The sequence below is a fragment of the Dactylosporangium sp. NPDC005572 genome, assembly GCF_040605515.1.
In the GTDB taxonomy this organism is placed as follows: Bacteria; Actinomycetota; Actinomycetes; order Mycobacteriales; family Micromonosporaceae; genus Dactylosporangium.
In genome coordinates, this window is the sequence record NZ_JBEXCY010000210.1 from 1 (window position 1) to 20,199 (window position 20,199).

Here is a 20,199-nt window from a genome sequence, read left to right on the forward strand (position 1 = left end):
GGTCTCGCCGAGCGCGAGGTACTCGTCCTCGCTCCATGGACCGACATGTTCGAGCCGCCGACGCCGCCGTGCACGGGCTGCCCGGCGTCGCCGAGGCCGTCGTCGCCGCCGCGAGGCGCATCGCGGTCGACGTCGAGACCGCCGCCGCCGACCCCCGCGCCCCGCGGGTCCTGGCCGGGGCGCGGGAGCTCGCGCTGCGGCTCGGGCACGCCCTCACCGCCGCGCTGCTGCTCGAACACGCCGCCTGGGCGCTCGATCGGGGCGACGAGCGCCCGACGCTGCTCGCGTCGCTGTGGACACTGCGCCAGCTGGGTCGGGCCGACGTCTCAGCGGAGCTGCACGAGCACTACGACGAGCTGCTGTAGCCGCGGCGGGCCCGGGCCGCGGCCAGCACGTACGCCGGGTCGCGGTCCAGGTTGTGCCGGTCGCGGTCGTAGCGGCGGGTCGTGCGCGGGTCGGCGTGCCCCATCGCGTCCTGCACGTCCTCGAGGGGCACGCCCTCGTCGCGGGCGGCGGTCGCGAACGCGTGACGCAGCGAGTGCGGCGACAGCCGCTCCCACGCCGGCACCCCGGCGTCCCGGGCCAGCCGCCGCACCAGCCGGAACACGGCGTGCCGGTCGACCCGCCCGCCGGTCGCGGTGACGAACAGCGGCCCGGGCGTGTCGCCGCGGCGGGCCACGAACGTGTCGATCGCGTGCGCCGCGGCCGGGGACAGCGCCCGCCGCCGCGACAGGCCGCCCTTGCCGGTGAACCGGACCGTGCGGTGCCCGCGTTCGACGCCGACGTCGGCGACGTCCAGGGCGACCACCTCACCGACCCGCAGCCCCAGGTCCGCCAGCAGCGCCAGGACGGCCCGGTCCCGCTCCGCGGTCGGGCCCGACAGGCGGGCCGCGGCGGCGAGCATCGCGTCGACCTCCGCCGCGGACAGCCCGACCGTCGAGGACACGTCCCGCGCCACCCGCGGCCGGTCCGCACCCCCGACCGGGTTGCTCGACACGATCTCCAGCCGCAGCAGGAACTGGTACCAGCTCGACAGCGCCGACAGTTTCCGCGCCACGCTCGCCGGGGCGAGCGGCTTGCCGGTCCGTCCGTCCACCGTGGACTCCAGGTCCCGGCCGTACGCGTTGACGTGCAGGAACGACGCCCGGACCGGGTCGACGCCACGCTCGGCGCACCAGGCGAGGAACTGGTGGACGTCGCGGCGGTACGCGGCCCGGGTGTGCGCGGACAGCCGCCGGTTGGCGAGCCAGCCCTCGGTGAAGTCGGCCAGCCCACCGGAGGGCGACGGCAGCGGCGAGAGGGTGGACATCGCCGCAGATTTTAGGGATTCACCCGCCAGACAGTGGTGCGCTTGACCGGCGTGTCTTCCAATGTCTGCGGGACCGGCACGTCGTAGGCGGCCACCAGCGTCAGCTGCTCCCGCGGCAGATAGGCCCGGCCGGGGTCGCCGGCCAGCACCGTCGCGCCGGTCGCCGCCGCCGCGCGCAGGAAGCCCAGCATCCGGGCCGTCATGTCGCGGCTGTAGAAGACGTCGCCCGCCAGTACCACATCCGCGTCCACCCGCTGGTCGAGCACGTCGGCCAGCAGCGCGGTGACCCGCACCGCGTTGACGGCCGCGTTGACCTCGATCGCCGCCACCGCGAGGGGGTCGATCTCGACCGCGGTCACCTCGGCCGCGCCGGCCAGCATCGCGGCGATCGCCACCAGCCCGGAGCCGGCGGCCAGGTCGAGGACCCGCCGCCCGGCGACCAGCCCCGGCTCGTCCAGCACGTGCCGGGCCAGGGCCTGCCCACCGGCCCACGCGAACGCCCAGAACGGCGGCGGCAGCTGTGCCCCGCCGTGGTCGGCCTCGGTGCGCTGCCACAGCTCGATCGCCTCGTCCGCCTGGTGCAGCACCACCTCCGGGACGAGCGGGACCTTCGCGGGGCGGGTGTTGGCCAGGACGAAATCTGTGCTCATCGGCTGCGACGCTACCAAGTCACTCCTGCGTGCGACGCCGCGCGTCAGCCACCGCCGGTACCGTCGATACATGGGGGGCAATGCCGTATTCGTCTGGATCATCCTCGGCCTCGCGGTGGCCGTGCTGATCCTGATCGCCCTGTACGTGGACTCGTGGCGGCGCAAGGACGACGCCTAGTTATCCACAGGCGGCGATCCGGTCTTCCGGCCGCTCCCGCGGCACGCCGAGGATGGTGGACATGCCACCACCGACGCCGGAGACCATCACCGCCGCGGTCGCGGCGCTGCGCGACGACGCCGCCGCGTGGCTGGCCGCTGCCACCGATCTGTCCCTCGCCCGGTTGCCGCCGCTCACGGTCGCGGAGCTGTCGGCCGTCGCGGGGCATTTCTCCGCATTCGTGGACCAGACCGCCGCGCTGCTCACGTCGGGCTCGTCGGCCTGCACGGCGACGGCGGACGCCCTGAGGACGGCGGCGGCAGCCTACGAGCGGGACGAGGCGGCGGCCGTGCACCGACTGCGGCAGACATGGTGACGACCGACCTCCCTGACGTCCTGGACGTTGCGCGGCGGCTCGCCGAGCTGTGCGACGACGGGGAACTGGGCCGGCTCGTCCACGACGTGCGGGAGCGGCTCGCGGTCATGATGCGTTCTCCCGGCGATCCGATGGCGTTGTGGCGTGCGGCCGAGCGGTGGTCTGCGGTTGCGGTCACCGTCACACACAGGGGCGGGCTGCTCGGGGCGGACACGTTACGGGCCGACAACCGGTGGCGCGGGCCGGCCGCCGACGCCTATGTGCAGGGGCTGCGCACCCAGCGGGCCGCGTTCGCCGAGACGGCCGGGGCTGCTTCGGCGGTCGCGGCCGCGCTGCGGGACCTCGCGGTCGCGCTGACCACGTTCTGGGCGGCCCTCGGCGTGGCGGTCTCGGCGCTCGCCGTGCGGCTAGCCGCGGCCATCGCCACCTGCGCCATCCCGCTCGCGATCCCGGCCGCGGCCGCAGCCGGTGTGGCTGCGCTCGCCGAGTTCCTCGCCGTCGCCGGGATGTTGCTGGCAAACCTGCACGAGACCGCCGGGAGGCTGCTGCGCAACCCGCCCGACCCGCGGTGGCCCACGCTCGCCGCGCCCGCCCTCGCCGACGGGAGCATGACCGACGGGGACGGCAGCGGGTGGCGGTTGCGGTACTAATGAGGCCGTGAAACCGCACATCGACACCGCCCAGCGGCAGGCCCGGCTCGCCTGGCGGCACGGGCTGGCCGGGCCCGTCACCGCCGGGCACGGGCCGCCCGACGTCGCCGCCGGGCTCGTCGCACTCCACGCCACCGACGCCGCCACCGTCCACCTGTCCATCGCCGCCCGCCTGCACACCCCGCTCGTCGAGGGCGTCGAGCAGGCCCTGTACCGCGACCGCACGCTCCTGCGGATGCTCGGCATGCGGCGCACGATGTTCGTCGTGCCCGTCGGGTTCGCGCCGGTCGTGCAGGCCGCCGCCACCCGCGCGATCGCCGCCGCCCAGCGGCAACTGCTGGTCAAGCACCTGCGAGAGTGCGGGGTCGGCGACGCCGACTGGCTGGCGGACGTGGAGGCGTCGACGTACGCGGCGCTGCTCGCCCGGGGCAGCGCGACCGCCGCGCAGCTGGCCGCCGACGAGCCGCGGCTGCGGACCGAGCTGGCGTTCCCGCAGGGCAGCCAGTACGCCACCAGCCGGGTGCTGTTCCTGCTGTCCGCCGACGGCCGCATCGTGCGCGGCCGGCCGGTCGGTTCGTGGCTGAGCAGCCAGTACGCGTGGTCGCCGGCCGCCGCCTGGCTCGGCGCCGACCTGCCGGAGCTCGACCCCGCGCAGGCCCGGGCCGAACTGGTGCGGGCCTGGCTGGCGCGGTACGGGCCGGGCACCCTCGCCGACCTGAAGTGGTGGACCGGCTGGACCGTGACCCAGACCCGCGCCGCCCTGAAAGCCCTGGAGGCGGTCGAGGTGACGCTCGACGGCGGCGACACCGGCTGGGTCCTGCCCGACGACGTCGACCCCGTCGAGCCGCCGCCGCCGTGGGTGGCGCTGCTGCCCGGCCTCGACCCGACCATGATGGGCTGGGTGTCGCGGGAGTGGTACCTCGGCCCGCACGCACCGCAGCTGTTCGACCGCACCGGCAACGCCGGCCCGACCGTGTGGGCCGACGGGCGCGTGATCGGCGGCTGGGCCTGCCCACCGGCCGGCGGCGCGGCCGTCGAGCTGCTGGAGGACGTGCCGGCGCCGGTCCGCGCGGCGGTGGCGACGGCCACCGGGGAGCTGTCGGGCTGGCTGGACGGCGTGCGGGTGACACCCCGGTTCCGCACGCCGCTGGAGAAGCGCCTCGCCGGCGCCTGATCCAGCCTGACATGTCCGCCCGTCGAGTGCATCTGACCGACCGCCCGGCAGACTCCGCGGCGCCTCATCGGCGATGATGACGACGTGTCCGCGGGGCATGGTCAGCTCAGCCAGCTCGGTCCCGTACGGCGGTCGCGCCGCGGCCCGGCGGTGGTGGCGATCGTCATCGCCGTGCTGGGCGTCGTCGGCGTGGCCGTCCGGCTGGACACCGCCGACGACGGGACGATCCTGCCGCTGGGCTGGTCGGCGCTGCGCCCCGACGGTGTCGTCGTCGTGGTCCCCGACCCCGGCGGGACCACCCTGCGCACCGGTGACCTGGTCACCTCGATCGGCGGGCGCCGCCTCGCCGACGGCCTCGGCACACTGCAGCGGCCCGAGCCCGGTGCCGAGATCCCGTACGACGTCACCCGGGACGGCTCGGCGCCGGCATCGGTCGTCCGGGTCGAACGGCCCGCGATCCGGCCGCTGGCCGACCAGGCGTGGGGCAACCTCGCCTTCGTTCTCGCGCTGGCGGTCCTCGCCGCGGCGCTCTACGTCCGCCGCCCCGAGGAACCGTCGACCGGACCGCTGCTGGTGCTCGGGGCCGGCCTGCTCGGTAGCACCGCCGTCGTGGTCGCCGGGCTCCCCGCGCTCGCCCTGGCCACCGGCGGGCCGGTGTTCTGGCTGTTCCAGCTCAACACCATCGGGGTCTACTCGGTCGCCTGGGGCGGCCTGCTCGCCTTCTCGCTGGCATCCATCGACGGGCATCCCTGGGGTGGTCGCCGGGCCGTGCGGATCGCGTACGCCGGGCCGCTGGCCGTCATGCTCGCGTGGGCCGCGGTCGCCGGCCTCCTCGCCCCGAACCAGCTGCGGTGGCTGGCCCTGGTCCACAGCGGGCAGACCGCGGTCGCCGCCGCGGCGCTGCTGGCCAGCACGGTGTCCGGCGTGGTCGCCTACCGGACGGTTGCGGACCCGCTGATGCGCAGCCGGTTGCGCTGGCTCGGCGGCGGCGGCGCCGCCGCGGCCCTGGTCAGCATCCTCGGCTGGCACCTGCCGCAGCTGGTGACCGGGGACCAGTTGCTGCCGTGGGGCGACCTCGGCCTGGCCGGGTTGCCGTTCGTCGCCGCGATCGGGGTGGCGCTGCGCCGGCAGTACCTGTTCGACATCGAGCGGCTGGCGAACCGGTCCCTGGCGTACGCCGCGACGGTCGCCGTCCTGGTGGCCGGGTACGCGATCGTGGTCGCGCTGCTGGTCAGCGGCCTGCACCTGTCGGACACGGTCGCCGCAGCCCTGGCCGCGGCCGCCGCGGCCGTCGCGCTGGCCCCGCTGCGCACGGCCGCGCAGCGGGCCGTCGACCGGCTGATGTACGGCGACCGCCACGACCCGGCCGGAGCGCTGGACCGGTTGGGGGCGCGCCTCGGCTCGGCGATGCTGCCGGCCGACGTGCTGCCGGCGGTGGTGCAGACCGTGGCCCGCTCGCTGCGTGTGCCGTACGCCGCGATCGACCTCGCGGACGGCGCGGGCGGTTTCCAGCTCGCCGCCGAGTACGGCGCGCCGACCGAGCCGGTGCACGTGGAGCCGCTGCACTATCAGCGGCAGTCGGTCGGCCGGCTGCGGGTGTCGGCGCGCGGGCGCGACGATCCGCTCGACGCGGCGGACGTGGCGCTGCTCGGCTCGCTGGCGCGGCAGGCCGGCCTGGCGGTGCAGGCCGTGCGGTTGCACGACGACCTGGTGCGGTCCCGGGCCGACGTGGTCGCCTCCCGGGAGGACGAGCGGCGGCGGCTGCGCCGGGACCTGCACGACGGGCTCGGCCCGACGCTGGCCGCGATCGGGCTGAAGGCCGAGCTCGCCGCCCGTGACGTGCCCGCCGGGTCGGCGGCGCACGCGCTGCTCGCCGAGATCTCGGCCGAGGCGACCGCCTCGGTGACCGACGTGCGGCGCCTGGTGGAGGCGCTGCGGCCGCCCGCCCTCGACGAGCTCGGCCTGGTCGGGGCGGTCCGGTCCCGGGCGGACGCGCTCGCGGGCGCGGTCGCCATCGAGGTCCGCGGCGAGGAGGACGGCGCCGCGCCGGCGCCGCTGCCGGCCGCGGTCGAGACGGCGGCCTACCGCATCGCCGTGGAGGCGATGACCAATGTGGTCCGGCACAGCGGCGCGACCTCCTGCACGGTGCTCATCGCGCGGCATCCGGACTCGGTCGAGGTGACCGTGGCCGACGACGGCCGCGGGCTCGATCCGGCGCGGCCGGACGGGGTCGGCCTGCGCTCGATCCGTGAGCGCGCCGCCGAGGTCGGCGGCGAATGGTCGATAGGCTCCACGGCCGGGGGCGGCACCCGCGTGCACGCACATCTGCCGCTGCCCCCGGGCGGGAGGACAGGATGATCCGGCTGCTGATCGCCGACGACCACCCGATGTTCGTGTCCGGGCTGACGGCGCTGCTCGACGCCGAGGAGGACATGAGCGTCGTCGCGGTCGCCGCGACCGGTACGGATGCGCTGCGCGCCGCCACCGAGCAGGCACCGGACGTCGCGGTGCTGGACGTGAACATGCCCGGCGGCGACGGGCTGACGGTCGCGGCCGGGCTGCGGGCGGCCGGGCTGCCCACCCGGGCGCTGATCCTCACCATGTTCGACGACGACGAGAACGTGCTCGCCGCGTTGCGTGCGGGTGCCTACGGTTACGCGCTGAAGGGCTCCGGCCCGCAGGAGATCCTGGCGGCGGTGCGCGCGGTCGCCCGCGGCGAGGCCGTCTTCGGCGCCGGGGTCGCCGCGAAGCTGCTCGGCCACTTCGCGCGGGCGGCGTCGGCGTCGCCGTTTCCCCAGCTGACCGAGCGGGAGCACGAGGTGCTCGGGCTGCTCGCGCGCGGCATGGACAACACGGCCATCGCCCGGCGGCTCGGCATCAGCGGCAAGACGGTGCGCAACCACGTCTCGAACGTGATCATGAAGCTGCACGTGGCCGACCGGTCCGGCGCCATCCTGCGCGCCCGCGAGGCCGGGCTGGGCGGGCTGGGCGGGTCTGAGCCGCGCTGAACCTCCCGACCGGGACGGGACATCGTCCCGTGACACCGGGATACCCCCCACCGGACGCTGACGGCGACCACACAGCCGAGGCGAGGGGAAGAACGGTCATGAGAACGGTCTACAAGGTCCTGGCGTACGTCATAGCGGCCGAGGTCGTCGTCCAGGCGATGATGATCGCGTGGGCGGTGGCCGGCCTGGGCGCCTGGGTCGACGGCGGCGGCGTCTTTGACAAGTCGGTGATGGAGAGCGAGCAGGTGCCGTTCACCGAGGTCGCCGGGATCATCGTGCACGGGATCAACGGCGGGCTGCTGATCCCGGTCCTCGCCCTGCTGCTGCTCATCTCGTCGTTCTTCGCGAAGGTGCCGGGCGGGATCAGGTTCGGCGGGCTCGTTCTGGCGCTGGTGGCCGTCCAGATGACGCTCGGCTACGCCGGCCACGGCCTGCCGCTCGCGGGCCTGCTGCACGGCGGCAACGCGCTGCTGCTGTTCACGGCCGCCCTGTACACCGCGCGCCGGGTCGGCCGGGAGGCCGTGCCGGCCGAGCCAGCCAGCCTCGCGGCCAGGGTCTGACCGGCGGTGCCGCGTACCCGCCGGGTCCGCCTGGCCGTCGCCGTCACCGCGACGCTGCTCATCGTCGGCCCGTTCGCCTGGCTGTGGCAGGACAGCCGGCTACCCCGGCAGTACTCGATCATGTCGATGGGGTACGCGGACCACGGCGGCGGCGCGCCGGGCCACCACGACGGCCACGACGGCCACGGCGGACGGGACATTACCACGCTCGTCACGGACCGCGACCGGCCCGCGGACGTCGCGGTGACGCTGACCGCGCGGCAGGAGCGGTTCCGGCTCGCGTCGGGCCGCACGGTGGACGGCTACACGCTCAACGGCGCCTCGCCCGGCCCGACGATCACCGCCCGGGCCGGGCAGCTGGTGGAGGTACGGCTGGTCAACGACAACGTCCGCGCCGGGATCACGCTGCACTGGCACGGCGTCGACGTGCCCAACGCCGAGGACGGCGTGGCCGGGGTGACCCAGGACGCCGTGCGCCCCGGGGCCGAGCACGTCTACCGGTTCGTCGCGCCGGCGCCGGGAACCTTCTGGTACCACTCCCACCAGGTCTCGCACGAGCAGGTGGCCCGCGGCCTGTTCGGGGCCCTGGTGGTGCTCCCGCCGGACCCGCCCGCGGTCGACGTCGTCGCGCTCACCCACGTCTACGACGGGGTGCGCACGATCAACGGCGACAGCCGCGACCTGCGCGTGGCCGCCGGGCCGGGGACGGTCGTCCGGGTGCGCCTGATCAACAGCGACAACGGCCCGACGTCGGCCTGGGTGGCGGGCGCGCCGTACCGGGTGGTCGCCGTCGACGGTACCGAGGTGCACGGGCCCACCCCGGTCGCCGACACGTCGTTGCTCGTCACGGCGGGCGGCCGGGCCGATCTGGAGATCACGATGCCGGACCGCGGCTCGCCGGTGCGCGTGCAGGTCGGCGGCGGGCTGTCGGTGGTCCTGGGCTCCGGCGAACCGCCCCGCGTCGCGCAGCCGGCCAAGGTGCTGGATCTGCTCGGCTACGGCACCCCGGCAGCGTTGGGGTTCGACCCGGGCGCGGCCGACCGCACCTTCCGGTACGAGATCGGCCGCCGGCCGGGCTTCGTCGCCGGCCGCCCCGGAATGTTCTGGACGATCAACGGCCACCTGTACCCGGACGTTCCGATGTACACGGTCGCCGAGGGCGACGTCGTGCGGATGACGGTCGTCAACACCAGCGGCGAGGTGCACCCGATGCACCTGCACGGCCACCACGCGGTGGTGCTCAGCCGCGACGGCGTAACCGCGACCGGCAGCCCGTGGTGGTTCGACTCGCTCAACGTCGGTGACGGGGAGCGCTACGAGATCGCGTTCGTGGCGGACAACCCGGGGGTCTGGGCGGATCACTGCCACAACCTCAAGCACGCGGCCGACGGGCTGGTCGCACACCTGATGTACGCCGGATACACGACGCCGTTCCTCCTCGGCGCGGCGACCGGCAACAGCCCGGAGTGAGAGGTGAGCCCGATGCGATGGTGGGCCCTCGCCAGCGGGGTGCTCGGCCTGGCCGCCGACCTGCTCCTGGTGGCGTTCTACGCGGTGGCGCAGCCCTGGACGGACGCGCCGCACGAGACGTCGCTCGGCGCCGTCAACGACTACCTGGTGATCTTCCAGTTCGCCGCGTTGCTGCCGGTCGTCGTCGGCCTGGGCCGGCGGCTGCCGCCGGCCCGCCGGGTCCGGGTGTGGACCGCGATCGGGGCGGGCGCCTGCGTGGCCGTGGTGGTGCTCCAGGTGCTGCTGGTCACCGGCGTGCTCCCGTTCGACGTGCAGGTCGGCCTGGTCTCGGCCGGGAGCGTGGCGTCGATGTTGTGGGCCGGGGCGATCAGCGACAGCCCGGCGAACCCCGCGCCGGTGCGGCGCCTGGGCCGGATCCTGCTGGCGGGCGTGCCGGTGGCGATGCTGGCGTTCCTCGCCGGCACGGTCGTCACGGTCGCGGCGGGCGTCGACTGGGCCTGGGTGGCGGGCGGGGCCGTGGGCACGATCCTCTGGTTCCTGTTCCCGCTCTGGGCTGTGCTGCTCGGCGTCACGTCACCGGGCCGCACGCCGCTGTCGGCAGCGGAGCTGCGATGACAGGCCAGGCTAAGGTCGATGCATGGTCCGGATCGAGCAGGGCGTGCCGGCCGGACTGTCCGGCGAGGGGCGGCGGTGGCTGGACGGGCAGGCCCGGCGGCTGGCCGCGCTGCGGGCCGCGCTGCCGGCCGGGTTCAGCCTCGACCTGACGCCGGAGTCGCTCGTGCTCCTTGAGCCGCTCGTCGTGCGAAAGCTCGGCGGCGGTCGTGAGCGGGAGTTCCGCGACGGCGTGACCGGGTACGCCGGGGAGGTGCTGCTGCGCGTCGGGGGCGGGTGGTGGGGGTACGACATGCGGCCCGTCGTCGAGTTCGACCCGGCGCTGCGGCTCGAGCCCGTCGCGCCCGGGGACCTCGTCGAACTGGCCGTGCGGCGCCGGGACGGGGCCGTCTTCGAAGAGACCATCGGCGAGGTCGCCGCCCTGGTCGAGCGGCTCCGGGCCTTCAACCGGGGATGGGAGCCGACCCGCCTGGCCACGCCTGCGGACGAGACCGGCGCTGAGGACGTCGCCGAGGACATCGACGACGACCTCGCGTGGTGGCTGCGGCGGCAGGAGGTGGCGTTCCAGGAGTGGGTGGCCGGGCTGGGCGGTGGGGCGCGGGTGTGGGACTGCTCACCGCGGTCCGTCGAGACGTTGGAGCGGGTCCTGCTGGGCCTGCTGCCGGCCGGCAGCGTGCGGGGGGCCGACGACGGCAACCCGGTGGTGCAGGCCGCCGCCTGGTATGTCGGGGAGGCCATGATCCGCAACGCCGGCGGGCGGTGGGCGATGACGCCCGGGGTGCCGCGAGAGGACGACCTCATCACCGGCCGGCCGTACGTGGCGCCGGCGAAGGCGGGCAGGAGCGTCGCCGTCCCGGGCGTCATCGTCGCCAACCTGGTCATCCGGCAGGAGCCCGGCTATCTCGTGTCACGGTTCCGGCGGTACCTGGACCAGTGACCCCCGCGGCAAGGGTGCCGGGAGGGGTGTTCTAGGCTCAGGTCGGTTCGGTGAGCGTGCTGGAGTCCGACCCATCACGCTCCCACCATCAACTCCCTGTCCCGTCCTCCAGGTCGTCGAGGACGGATTCGAGCCGGTCCAGGTGGCGGTGCCACAGCCGGCGGTATGGGGCGAGCCACGCGTCGATCTCCGCGAGCGGCTCCGGGCACAGTTCGTAGTAGCGGCGCTGCGCGTCCTGCCGCACGGCGACCAGCCCGGCCTCCCGCAGCACCCGCAGGTGCTTCGAGGTGCCGGGCTGGGTCAGGCCGAGCCGCTCGGTGAGCGCCCCGACGGGCTGCGGCCCGTCCAGCAGCGCATCGAGGATGCGGCGGCGGGTGGGCTCGGCGAGCACGTCGAACGGAGGCACACCACCACGCTATATGCCCACCACGGCATACAGCGAGTCGGGCAGGGTGCCGGGGTGCAGGATGCCGAGCCGCTGGGTGGCCCGGGTGAGCGCGACGTAGAGGTCGTTGGCGCCGCGCGGTGACTCGTCGACGAGCCGCTGCGGGTCCACGACGATCACGCCGTCGAACTCCAGGCCCTTGGCCTGCTTGACGGTGAGCACCACGACCCGCGACGACAGCTCCGGCTCGTCGCCGACGGCCGCGTCCGGCACCGCCTTGAGCACCGCCGGCGCCAGCTCGGAGAACAGCCCGGTGGGCAGGATCACGCCCAGCCGGCCCTCCCCTGCCGCCTCCGCCTCGACCTCGACGGCCTCGGTGAGCGCCTCGGCGAGCCGGGCCGGGGCGACGCCCCGCACCCACGGGTCGACGCCGGACTCGCGCACCGACCGGGGCGGCTCCAGCGCCGGGTCGATGCCGGCCAGCACGCCCGCGGCGACCGCCATGATCTCGGCCGGGGTGCGGTAGTTGACGGTGAGCTCACGCAGCCGCCAGCGGTCGCCGACGTACGGCTTCAGCGCGTCGTCCCACGCGGCGGCCCCGCCGAGGTCGCCCGTCTGGGCGACGTCGCCGACGACGGTCATCGACCGGCTCGGGCAGCGGCGCATGAGCAGCCGCCACGCCATCGCCGACAGCTCCTGCGCCTCGTCGACGATCACGTGGCCGAACGCCCACTTGCGGTCGGCGGCGGCCCGCTCGGCCGGGGTGAGCTTCTCCTCCTCGTCGTGCCGTTCGGCGAGCCGGTCGGCCTCCAGCAGGTCGGTGACGGACAGCAGCTCCGGGTCGTCCTCGTCCTCGACGTCGATGGAGCGGGACCCGAACGCGATCTCCAGGGCACCCTCGGCGTAGGCGATCTGCTGCTTGCGGCGCCGCTCGGCGAGGATCTCGCGGACCGTCTCGTCCTCGCCGAGCAGCTCGGCGGCCTCGTCGAGCAGCGGCACGTCGGCCGGCGTCCAGCCTTCCTTCGTCTCCCTCGCGCTGCGCCGCAGCAGCGGCGAGGCGCCCGCCGCGGCGAGGCGCTGGTCGGAGGCGAACAGGCCGGCGACGAGCTGCTGCGGGGTGAGGATCGGCCACAGCCAGTCGAGGGCGCCGAGGACCTCGGCCTCGCCGCGCAGCTCCCGGCGGATCTCGGCCAGGTCGGCCTCGTCGAGCAGCTGCGCGTCGCCGGGCGCGTCGTCGCCGCCGAGCGGGTCGTCGGCGTACGGGTCGATGCCGATGGAGTCGGCGACGACCAGCGACAACGCGTGGATGATCTCGGTGTCGAAGGTGGGCCGGGCCAGGTTGTGCAGCTTGCCGGAGCGGCGGGCCCGCTCCCCGGCGTCCTCGATCACGGCCGGCTCGAGCAGGACCGCGGCGCCGTCGAGCATGTCCAGGTGCAGGGTGAGCGGCTCGTCGGGGACCCGCTGCCGGTCGCGGACGGCGGCGGCGAGCACGTCGACCATCTCGGCCCGGCCCTTGATCGCGGCGATCTCGGCCGGCTCGTCGCGGTTGGCGACGACCCCGGGGAACAGGTCGCCCATCGTGCCCAGCAGCACGCCGGTCTCGGCGAGGGAGGGCAGGACCTGGGAGATGTACCGCAGGAAGGTCGGGTTGGGCCCGACGATGAGCACGACCCGCGACGAGAGCATCTGGCGGTGGGTGTACAGCAGGTACGCCGCGCGGTGCAGTGCCACCGCGGTCTTGCCGGTGCCCGGGCCGCCCTGCACGACGAGGACCCCGCCCAGGTCGGCGCGGATGACGTGGTCCTGCTCGGCCTGGATGGTCTCGACGATGTCCCGCATCCGGCCGGTACGGCTGGCGTTGAGCGCGGACAGCAGCGCCGCCTCGCCGGTGACGCCGTCGTGGGCGCCGCGGCCGGTGCCGTGTGCCTCGCTGAGGTCGAGGACCTCGTCGTCGAGGCCGGTGACGGCGCGGTGCTCGGTGCGGATGTGGCGGCGCCGCCGCACCCCGTCGGGTGCGGCGGCGGTCGCGAGGTAGAACGGCCGGCTGGCGGGCGCCCGCCAGTCGATCAGCAGCGGTTCGTAGTCGTTGTCCTCGTCGAAGATGCCGATGCGGCCGATGTAGCGCCGCTCGCCGTCGCCGAAGTCGAGCCGGCCGAAGCACAGCCCGTTCTCCACCGCGCCGTACTGGGCGATGCGGTCGCTGTACAGGGCGGTTGCGGAGTCGCGGTGGGACCGGTCGGCCGGGGTGCCCCCGGTCTGCAGCAGCGCCTTCTGCAGCTGGGCGGAGGCCTCCTCCCGCAGCGCGTCGAGGTGCGTGTAGAGCGTCGTGAGATGCCCCTGCTCCTCGGCGATGTCGGCTGTGTCGGATGAGTTTGACAATCCGTCTCCAGTCGGCTAACATCTTCAACATTCAGGCGCCGTTGACGGCGCCTTTTCGTTTGTTCAGAACGCTCTACGCTACCTCATCGTGACAGCCTCCGGTACTGCCGGATCGACAGCGGGAAGAACACCGCCACGAGGACGAGGGGCCACGCGACAGCCTTCCAGATCTGTCCCTCCCCCGGGTTGCCGAACAGCGCCCGGGTGGCGTCGGCCGTCGCCGAGAGCGGGTTCCAGGCACTGAGTGCGCCCAGCCACGACGGCATGTCGGCGGGTGAGGCGAGCGCGCTGGACAGGAACGCGATCGGCCAGACCAGGATCTGCACCGCCATGAGCAGGTTGGGGTTGCGGCTGAGCAGCCCGAGGTACACCCCGATCCACAGCACCGCGAAGCGCAGCAGGAGCAGCAGGCCGACCGCGGCCAGGGCCCCGGCCAGGCCGTTGTGCCAGCGCCAGCCGACCGCGAGCCCGCAGCCGACCATCACCAGCAGGCCGAGCGCGGAGGTGATCAGGTCGGCGAGGTTGCGGCCGAGGACCTGCCCGGCCGGGGACATCGGCAGCGACCGGAACCGGTCGGTCACCCCGCGGTTCAGGTCGGTGGCGATCGCCTGGAACGTCGACTCGACGCCGAACATCATCGTCATCGCGAACATGCCGGGCAGCAGGTACTCCCGGTAGTCGCCGCCGCCCTCCACGGTCATGCCGCCGCCGAGCACGAACGCGAACATCACCACCAGCAGGACCGGGAACAGCAGGGTGAGGATGAGCGCGGCGGGCTGCCGGGCGAGGTGGGCGAGCTCCCGGTGCGTCATGACCCAGCCGTCGTGCAGTGCCCACTTCACGCTGTCACTCCTTCTTCGGTCAGGTTCAGGAACACCTCGTCGAGGGTGGGGCGGCGCAGGGTGACGTCCTCGACGTCGTACCGCATCGCCGCGCTGAGGGCGGCCATGCGGTCGCGGACGCTCACCGTCACCTTGCGTTCGTCGCGGTCGACGGTGACCGGGCCGAACGCGGCCATGACTCCTTCGAGCACGTCGGGGTCGCCGCGGATCTCGAGCCGGTCGTCGCCGAGGCGGGACTTGAGCTCGTCGGGTGTGCCGTCGGCGACCACCCGGCCGTGGTGGATGACGCTGATCCGGTCGGCGAGCTGGTCGGCCTCGTCGAGGTACTGCGTGGTCAGCAGGACGGTCGTGCCCTGCGCGGCGAGGCCGCGGACGGCGGCCCAGACCTCGGCCCGGCCGCGCGGGTCGAGGCCGGTCGTGGGCTCGTCGAGGAACAGCACCCGCGGGGCGAGGAGCATGCCGGCGGCGAGGTCGAGCCGCCGGCGCATGCCGCCGGAGAAGTGCTGGACGGCCTTGCCGCCGGTGTCGGCGAGGCCGAACTGGTCGAGCAGCTCCTTGGCGCGCGCTCTGGCGTGCGCGGTGGTCAGGTGGCAGAGCCGGCCGAACATGACGAGGTTCTGGCCGGCGCTGAGCACCTCGTCGACGGCGGCGTGCTGCCCGACGAGCCCGATGGCCTGCCTGACCCGGTCGGGCTGCCGGGCGACGTCGAACCCGGCGACGGTGGCCGTGCCGTGGTCGGCCCGGGCGAGGGTGGCGAGGATGCGCACGAGGGTGGTCTTGCCGGCGCCGTTGGGCCCGAGCAGCCCGTGGACGCTGCCGGCGGCCACTGAGAGGTCGAGCCCGTCGAGGGCGGCGTTACTGCCGTACCGCTTCCGGAGGTCGTTGGCTTCGATCACACTATACAGTGTATGGAGTTTTCGGGAATTCGGCGAATGTCCAGGTCGGGGCGCTGCCGCAGACGGTCTGCCAGCGGATTATCTATGCTGGGACGATGGCCGCCACGCTCACGCCCGACCTCTCGTACCTCCTGGACCACACCAGCCACGTGCTGCGCACGCGCATGGCCGCCGCGCTCGCCGAGATCGGGCTGACCGCGCGCATGCACTGCGTGCTCGTCCACGCGCTCGGCGAGGAGCGCACGCAGATCCAGCTCGCCGAGATCGGCGGCATGGACAAGACCACGATGGTGGTCACCGTCGACGCCCTGGAGAAGGCGGGGCTGGCCGAGCGCCGCCCGTCGAGCACCGACCGGCGCGCCCGGATCATCGCCGTCACCCCGTCGGGGGCCGAGATGGCCGCCCGCAGCCAGCAGATCGCCGACTCGGTGCACGCCGCGGTCCTCGACGCGCTGCCCGACGACGAGCGGTCGGTGCTGGTCCGCGCGCTGACCCGGCTCGCGCAGGGGCACCTGGCCACCCCGGTCGATGCGCAGGGCGTCCGGAGGGCTCGCCAGTAGTCCCCTGCAAGATTGTTCCGTAGCAGACGATCTGCTACGGTCGGACCCATGCAGAAGAACAAGTGGCTCGCGCTCGCCGTGATCGCCGCCGGGACGCTCATGGTGATCCTCGACGGCAGCATCGTCACCGTCGCGATGCCCGTCATGCAGGGCGACCTCGGCTTCACGCCGGAGGGCCTGACCTGGGTCGTCAACGCCTACCTCATCGCCTTCGGCAGCCTGCTGCTGCTCGCCGGCCGGCTCGGCGACCTGCTCGGCCGCAAGCGGATGCTCATCGCCGGCACGCTCGTGTTCGTCGCCGCGTCGGTGCTCGCCGGCCTGTCGGTCAACGCCGGGATGCTGGTCGCCGCCCGGTTCCTGCAGGGTGTCGGCGGCGCCATGTTCAGCGCGGTCAGCCTCGGCATCCTCATCACGCTGTTCCCCGCGCCGCGCGAGCGGGCGACCGCGATCGGCGTCTTCTCGTTCACCGGCGCGGCCGGCGCCTCGATCGGCCAGGTCCTCGGCGGCGTGCTCACCGACCTGCTGAGCTGGCACTGGATCTTCCTCATCAACGTGCCGATCGGGCTGGCCACGCTCGCGCTCGCACTGCCGTACCTGCCCTCGGACCGCGGGCTCGGCCTGCGCGCCGGCGCCGACGTGCTCGGTGGGCTGCTCGTCACCACTGGCCTGATGGCCGCCATCTACGCCGTCGTCGAGCCGTCGAACCGCCTGATCACCGCCGGTGCCGCAGCCCTGCTGCTCGGCGGGTTCGTGGCCCGGCAGGCCACCGCCCGCACGCCGCTCATCCCGCTGCGGATCTTCCGCTCGCGGCAGGTCTCCGCGGCCAACGCGCTGCAGATCCTGCTCATCGGCGCGATGTTCTCGTTCCAGATCCTCATCGCGCTGTACATGCAGCGTGTGCTCGGCTACACCGCGCTGCAGACGGGCCTGGCGATGCTGCCGGCGGCGCTCGCGATCGCCGTCGTGTCGCTCGGGGTGTCGGCCCGGCTCATCGCCCGCCTCGGCGAGAAGGTCGTCCTCATCGCCGGGCTGACGCTGCTCGCCGCGGCGCTGGCGTGGCTGACCCGGCTGCCCACCGACGCGCGGTACACCAGCGACCTGCTGCCCGTCATGGTGCTCATCGCGGGTGGCGGCCTGGTGCTGCCGGCGATCACCGGCCTGGGCATGTCCGGCGCGCGCGAGGACGACGCCGGGCTCGCGTCGGGACTGTTCAATACGACGCAGCAGCTGGGCATGGCGATCGGCGTCGCGGCCCTCTCGACGCTCGCCGCGCACCGCACGGGCACGCTGCTCGCGGCCGGCACCGCGGAGCCGTCGGCGTTGACCGCCGGCTATCGCCTGGCATTCACGGTCAGCACGGTCCTGCTGGTGCTGTCGATCGTCGGCGCGGCCCTGCTGCTGCGCTCACCGGGACGCGCGGGCGGCGCTGATGACGGCGATTCCCAGCAGTACCACGGAGACACCCCCGACCGTCTCGCCGACCGCGTCGACGATCGGCTTGCCCATCACACGCCATGACACCGTGAACCAGCCTCCGGTGAGCGCGACGATCCCCACCAGCCCGAGCCGCTCCCGCATGACGCCCTCCCCCAGGTCGTTGTCCCGAATGTAACTCCGGGGTGTAAGGGGCGCATCAGGGCAATCGCCGGATCCGGGCCGTCTTTGCGGGGTCCGCTTCGGGGTGGGCTCAGGCGGCCATGCCGGCCAGGAGGAGGTCCGTCAGGCGGGTGACGGTGGCCGCACCGCGGGTGCGGACGGCCGCGATCGCCATCAATGCCGTGCGCACGTCGCTCGCCGACAGGTCCGGGTGGACCGCCCCCGCCGTGCGGGCGCGGTCCACCAGCGCGTCCAGCGCCGCGGCGTGGGTGCGGCGCTCCTCGTCGAAGCCGGTCAGGGCCTCGTTCAGGCGCTGGTCGTGCACCTGCCGGGCGGCGAAGTGGCGGATCGTGCCGGACAGGGCCGACCACGGGTCCGGGTCGGCCAGCGCCACCCGCAGGTCCGCCGCGCAGCGGTGCACGCGGTCGGTCACGACGGCCGTCACCAGGTCGGCGCGGGACGGAAAATGGCGGTACACCGTGGCCACGCCCAGGCCGGCGCGGTCCGCGATCGCGCGGGTCGGCACGCCGAGGCCGTCGCGGGCGAACACCGCGGCCGCCGTCGCGATGATGTGGTGGCGAGTCGATTGTGCGCGCACGGCTCTCACTTCCGACGTCCCGGGCACCGGCCTGCCTACCGTAGCCCGCATGTTTGCACTGTTCTTCGACCGGTTCGGGCCGCCGGACGTGCTGCGGGTCGGGCAGTTGCCCGCACCGCACGCCGAGGCCGGGGAGATCCGCATCCGGGTCATGGCGGCGGGCGTCGCGCCCGTCGACGTGGCGCTGCGGTCGGGGCAGTCGCGGTCCCGCGTCGACCTGCCGCACATTCCTGGCGTCGACGCGGCCGGGGTCGTCGACGAGGTGGGGCCGGGCGTCGGCGGGGTCGCTGTCGGCGACGAGGTGTTCGGGGCGGTGGACGTCAGCAGGCTCGGCGGGGCGAGCGCCGAGTTCGCCGTGCTGCGGTTCTGGGCGCACCGGCCGGCGGCGCTGCCGTGGGCCGCGGCCGGGGCGGCTGCGACCAGCGCCGAGACGGCTACCCGGGCCCTGGACCGGCTCGGGGTGGGGCCTGGAACGGTCCTGGTCGTCGACGGGGCGGCCGGCGGGGTCGGGAGCGTGGCGGTGCAGCTCGCAGTTGCTCGCGGGGCAACCGTGGTCGGGACGGCGCGGCCGGAGAGTTTCGAGTTCGTCGCGGGGCTGGGGGCGATTCCGGTGGCGTACGGGCCGGGGTTGCCCGACCGCATCCGAAACGCCGGCGTTGCGCTCGGCGCGGCCGGAACGGGGTGGGATTCGGACGTGACAGCGCTGGACGCAGCTGGGAACGGTCCGGAACCGTTCCCAGCGGCGCTCGGCGGGGCTGGGAACGGGTGGGATTCGGAGGTGATCGCGCTCGACGCGGCCGGGAACGGGCCGGTGTCACTCCCGACCGTGCTGGACGCAACCGGGAATGGGCCTGCGCTCGGACCCGCCTCGCTCGGCGGGGCTGGGAGTCGGGCGTCGGCGCGGATCGTTGCGCTCGACGTGGCTGGGAAAGGGTCGTTGCCGGAGCTGATCGCGCTTACCGGGGCGGCGGAGCGGGTACTCACCCTGGCCGACTTCGGTGGGCCCGCGCTCGGTGTGATGATTTCCACCGGGGAGCTCGGCGGGGAGCCGGACGGGCGGCACGGGCTCGCCACCGCGGCCGCGCTGGCCGCGCAGGGGCGGTTCCGGGTGCCGGTGCAGGCGGCGTACCCGCTGGAACGGGCCGCTGAAGCCCACGCCGCGGCCGAGCGCGGACCCCGCCGCGGAAAGGTCGCGATCCTTTTGGCAGCCCGCCAACAACCGCTACCCAACCAGGGGACGAATGGTTACTCTTCGGTAGGTGAGCACTGAGGCTTTCGTATTCGACGCCATCCGCACACCCCGCGGGCGGGGCAAGCAGAACGGTTCCCTGCACGGGGTGAAACCCGTGTCGCTCGTCGTCGGGCTGATCGACGAGCTGCGCCGCCGTAACCCGGGGCTCGACCCGGCCGCGATCGACGACGTCGTGCTCGGCGTCGTGTCCCCGCTGGGTGACCAGGGGGGTGACATCGCCAAGACCGCCGCCGTCGCGGCTGGGCTGCCGGAGACCGTCGCCGGTGTGCAGCTGAACCGGTTCTGCGCCTCCGGCCTCGAAGCCGTGAACATCGCGGCGCAGAAGGTGCGGGCGGGCTGGGAGGACCTGGTGTTGGCCGGCGGGGTCGAGTCGATGTCGCGGGTGCCGATGGGCTCCGACGGCGGCGCCTGGGCGATGGACCCGGAGACCAGCTACGCCACCCAGTTCGTGCCGCAGGGCATCGGCGCCGACCTGATCGCGACCATGGAGGGGTTCAGCCGCGAGGACGTCGACGCGTACGCCCTCGAGTCGCAGACCCGCGCCGCCAAAGCCTGGGCCGGCGGCCACTTCACCCGCTCGATCGTGCCCGTCCGCGACCGCAACGGCCTCGTCGTCCTCGACCGAGACGAGCACGTCCGCGCCTCGACGATGGAAGGCCTCGGCAACCTGCCGGCATCGTTCGGCATGATCGGCGAACTGGGCGGCTTCGACGCGGTGGCGCTGCAGAAGTACCACTGGATCGAGCGGATCGACCACGTGCACACCGCGGGGAACTCGTCGGGCATCG

21 protein-coding genes and 1 pseudogene are annotated in these 20,199 nt (G+C 74.2%); 15 read left to right on the top strand and 7 right to left on the bottom strand.

The features are described 5' to 3' along the window. The first annotated feature begins 35 nt into the window (after nt 1-35). On the top strand, nt 36-365 hold the full coding sequence (locus ABZS66_RS50575) for a hypothetical protein (RefSeq protein WP_354770238.1): 330 nt from the start codon (nt 36-38) through the stop codon (nt 363-365). Here ABZS66_RS50575 and ABZS66_RS50580 read toward each other — a convergent pair. Together ABZS66_RS50580 and ABZS66_RS50585 are read right to left on the bottom strand one after the other, a co-directional pair. Next, entirely contained in the window at nt 347-1,309 is a 963-nt protein-coding gene (locus ABZS66_RS50580) for a tyrosine-type recombinase/integrase (RefSeq protein WP_354770239.1), read from the bottom strand. The genes ABZS66_RS50575 and ABZS66_RS50580 overlap by 19 nt on opposite strands. Nucleotides 1,310-1,320: 11 nt before the next feature. After that, nucleotides 1,321-1,959, bottom strand: coding sequence for a 50S ribosomal protein L11 methyltransferase (locus ABZS66_RS50585; RefSeq protein WP_354770240.1), 639 nt, complete (start codon nt 1,957-1,959; stop codon nt 1,321-1,323). A gap of 239 nt (nt 1,960-2,198) precedes the next feature. Between ABZS66_RS50585 and ABZS66_RS50590 the strand changes: the two genes are divergently transcribed. The 9 genes from ABZS66_RS50590 (at nt 2,199) to ABZS66_RS50630 (ending at nt 10,903) form a co-directional block, all read left to right on the top strand. After that, the gene (locus tag ABZS66_RS50590) at nt 2,199-2,492 is read left to right on the top strand and encodes a hypothetical protein (protein WP_354770241.1); all 294 of its coding nucleotides are present in this window, start codon (nt 2,199-2,201) and stop codon (nt 2,490-2,492) included. Further along, nucleotides 2,486-3,142, top strand: coding sequence for a hypothetical protein (locus ABZS66_RS50595; protein ID WP_354770242.1), 657 nt, complete (start codon nt 2,486-2,488; stop codon nt 3,140-3,142). Before ABZS66_RS50590 ends, ABZS66_RS50595 begins: the two co-directional genes overlap by 7 nt. Nucleotides 3,143-3,149: 7 nt before the next feature. Continuing rightward, the gene (locus tag ABZS66_RS50600) at nt 3,150-4,316 is read left to right on the top strand and encodes a winged helix DNA-binding domain-containing protein (protein WP_354770243.1); all 1,167 of its coding nucleotides are present in this window, start codon (nt 3,150-3,152) and stop codon (nt 4,314-4,316) included. A gap of 84 nt (nt 4,317-4,400) precedes the next feature. Further along, a complete protein-coding gene (locus ABZS66_RS50605) occupies nt 4,401-6,674 on the top strand; it encodes a histidine kinase (RefSeq protein ID WP_354770244.1) in 2,274 nt (757 codons plus the stop codon). Then, a complete protein-coding gene (locus tag ABZS66_RS50610; RefSeq protein ID WP_354770245.1) occupies nt 6,671-7,324 on the top strand; it encodes a response regulator transcription factor in 654 nt (217 codons plus the stop codon). Before ABZS66_RS50605 ends, ABZS66_RS50610 begins: the two co-directional genes overlap by 4 nt. A gap of 98 nt (nt 7,325-7,422) precedes the next feature. Continuing rightward, entirely contained in the window at nt 7,423-7,884 is a 462-nt protein-coding gene (locus ABZS66_RS50615; protein WP_354770246.1) for a hypothetical protein, read from the top strand. A gap of 6 nt (nt 7,885-7,890) precedes the next feature. Continuing rightward, nucleotides 7,891-9,354: a multicopper oxidase family protein gene (locus ABZS66_RS50620; RefSeq protein ID WP_354770247.1), complete on the top strand. Its 1,464-nt coding sequence runs from the start codon at nt 7,891-7,893 to the stop codon at nt 9,352-9,354. A 12-nt stretch (nt 9,355-9,366) separates the two neighbouring features. Continuing rightward, nucleotides 9,367-9,969: a hypothetical protein gene (locus ABZS66_RS50625; protein WP_354770248.1), complete on the top strand. Its 603-nt coding sequence runs from the start codon at nt 9,367-9,369 to the stop codon at nt 9,967-9,969. 22 nt (nt 9,970-9,991) lie between these two features. Then, a complete protein-coding gene (locus tag ABZS66_RS50630; RefSeq protein WP_354770249.1) occupies nt 9,992-10,903 on the top strand; it encodes a hypothetical protein in 912 nt (303 codons plus the stop codon). Nucleotides 10,904-10,991: 88 nt separating this feature from the next. Here the strand turns inward: ABZS66_RS50630 and ABZS66_RS50635 are convergent, their stop codons facing one another. The 4 genes from ABZS66_RS50635 to ABZS66_RS50650 all read right to left on the bottom strand — a co-directional run bounded on the left by ABZS66_RS50635 (nt 10,992) and on the right by ABZS66_RS50650 (nt 15,414). Next, on the bottom strand, nt 10,992-11,309 hold the full coding sequence (locus ABZS66_RS50635) for a metalloregulator ArsR/SmtB family transcription factor (RefSeq protein WP_354770250.1): 318 nt from the start codon (nt 11,307-11,309) through the stop codon (nt 10,992-10,994). 9 nt (nt 11,310-11,318) lie between these two features. After that, the gene (locus ABZS66_RS50640; protein ID WP_354770251.1) at nt 11,319-13,667 is read right to left on the bottom strand and encodes an ATP-binding domain-containing protein; all 2,349 of its coding nucleotides are present in this window, start codon (nt 13,665-13,667) and stop codon (nt 11,319-11,321) included. An 83-nt stretch (nt 13,668-13,750) separates the two neighbouring features. After that, nucleotides 13,751-14,509: an ABC transporter permease gene (locus ABZS66_RS50645; protein WP_354770252.1), complete on the bottom strand. Its 759-nt coding sequence runs from the start codon at nt 14,507-14,509 to the stop codon at nt 13,751-13,753. Further along, nucleotides 14,506-15,414, bottom strand: a complete 909-nt coding sequence (locus tag ABZS66_RS50650; protein WP_354770257.1) for an ATP-binding cassette domain-containing protein — start codon at nt 15,412-15,414, stop codon at nt 14,506-14,508. The genes ABZS66_RS50645 and ABZS66_RS50650 overlap by 4 nt, the downstream gene beginning before the upstream one ends. Before the next feature lie 86 nt (nt 15,415-15,500). Here ABZS66_RS50650 and ABZS66_RS50655 point away from each other — a divergent pair, with 86 nt between their 5' ends. Next, a complete protein-coding gene (locus ABZS66_RS50655) occupies nt 15,501-15,965 on the top strand; it encodes a MarR family winged helix-turn-helix transcriptional regulator (RefSeq protein ID WP_354770253.1) in 465 nt (154 codons plus the stop codon). Nucleotides 15,966-16,013: 48 nt separating this feature from the next. Then, the gene (locus tag ABZS66_RS50660; RefSeq protein ID WP_354770254.1) at nt 16,014-17,483 is read left to right on the top strand and encodes an MFS transporter; all 1,470 of its coding nucleotides are present in this window, start codon (nt 16,014-16,016) and stop codon (nt 17,481-17,483) included. 169 nt (nt 17,484-17,652) lie between these two features. Here ABZS66_RS50660 and ABZS66_RS50665 read toward each other — a convergent pair whose 3' ends face one another. Next, entirely contained in the window at nt 17,653-18,159 is a 507-nt protein-coding gene (locus ABZS66_RS50665; RefSeq protein WP_354770255.1) for a helix-turn-helix domain-containing protein, read from the bottom strand. Nucleotides 18,160-18,208: 49 nt separating this feature from the next. On the opposite strand from ABZS66_RS50665, the pseudogene ABZS66_RS50670 reads away from it, so the two are divergent. The 3 genes and pseudogenes from ABZS66_RS50670 to ABZS66_RS50680 form a co-directional block, all read left to right on the top strand. Then, nucleotides 18,209-18,802: pseudogene (locus tag ABZS66_RS50670) on the top strand (alcohol dehydrogenase catalytic domain-containing protein); the annotation flags it as partial. Between the two features lie 375 nt (nt 18,803-19,177). After that, complete coding sequence (locus ABZS66_RS50675) at nt 19,178-19,429, top strand: zinc-binding dehydrogenase (RefSeq protein ID WP_354770258.1); 252 nt, start codon at nt 19,178-19,180, stop codon at nt 19,427-19,429. After that, nucleotides 19,419-20,199, top strand: a 781-nt coding sequence (locus ABZS66_RS50680) for a beta-ketoacyl synthase N-terminal-like domain-containing protein (protein WP_354770256.1), incomplete at its 3' end; no start/stop codon positions are given. The genes ABZS66_RS50675 and ABZS66_RS50680, both read left to right, overlap by 11 nt.

Excerpts from the sequence above, each read along its gene's own strand:
- ABZS66_RS50575 (WP_354770238.1), top strand. The coding sequence starts at position 36 with ATGGACCGACATGTTCGAGCCGCCGACGCCGCCGTGCACGGGCTGCCC.
- ABZS66_RS50580 (WP_354770239.1), bottom strand. The coding sequence starts at position 1,309 with ATGTCCACCCTCTCGCCGCTGCCGTCGCCCTCCGGTGGGCTGGCCGAC.
- ABZS66_RS50585 (WP_354770240.1), bottom strand. The coding sequence starts at position 1,959 with ATGAGCACAGATTTCGTCCTGGCCAACACCCGCCCCGCGAAGGTCCCG.
- ABZS66_RS50590 (WP_354770241.1), top strand. The coding sequence starts at position 2,199 with ATGCCACCACCGACGCCGGAGACCATCACCGCCGCGGTCGCGGCGCTG.
- ABZS66_RS50595 (WP_354770242.1), top strand. The coding sequence starts at position 2,486 with ATGGTGACGACCGACCTCCCTGACGTCCTGGACGTTGCGCGGCGGCTC.
- ABZS66_RS50610 (WP_354770245.1), top strand. The coding sequence starts at position 6,671 with ATGATCCGGCTGCTGATCGCCGACGACCACCCGATGTTCGTGTCCGGG.
- ABZS66_RS50615 (WP_354770246.1), top strand. The coding sequence starts at position 7,423 with ATGAGAACGGTCTACAAGGTCCTGGCGTACGTCATAGCGGCCGAGGTC.
- ABZS66_RS50625 (WP_354770248.1), top strand. The coding sequence starts at position 9,367 with ATGCGATGGTGGGCCCTCGCCAGCGGGGTGCTCGGCCTGGCCGCCGAC.
- ABZS66_RS50630 (WP_354770249.1), top strand. The coding sequence starts at position 9,992 with ATGGTCCGGATCGAGCAGGGCGTGCCGGCCGGACTGTCCGGCGAGGGG.
- ABZS66_RS50655 (WP_354770253.1), top strand. The coding sequence starts at position 15,501 with ATGGCCGCCACGCTCACGCCCGACCTCTCGTACCTCCTGGACCACACC.
- ABZS66_RS50660 (WP_354770254.1), top strand. The coding sequence starts at position 16,014 with ATGCAGAAGAACAAGTGGCTCGCGCTCGCCGTGATCGCCGCCGGGACG.
- ABZS66_RS50675 (WP_354770258.1), top strand. The coding sequence starts at position 19,178 with ATGATTTCCACCGGGGAGCTCGGCGGGGAGCCGGACGGGCGGCACGGG.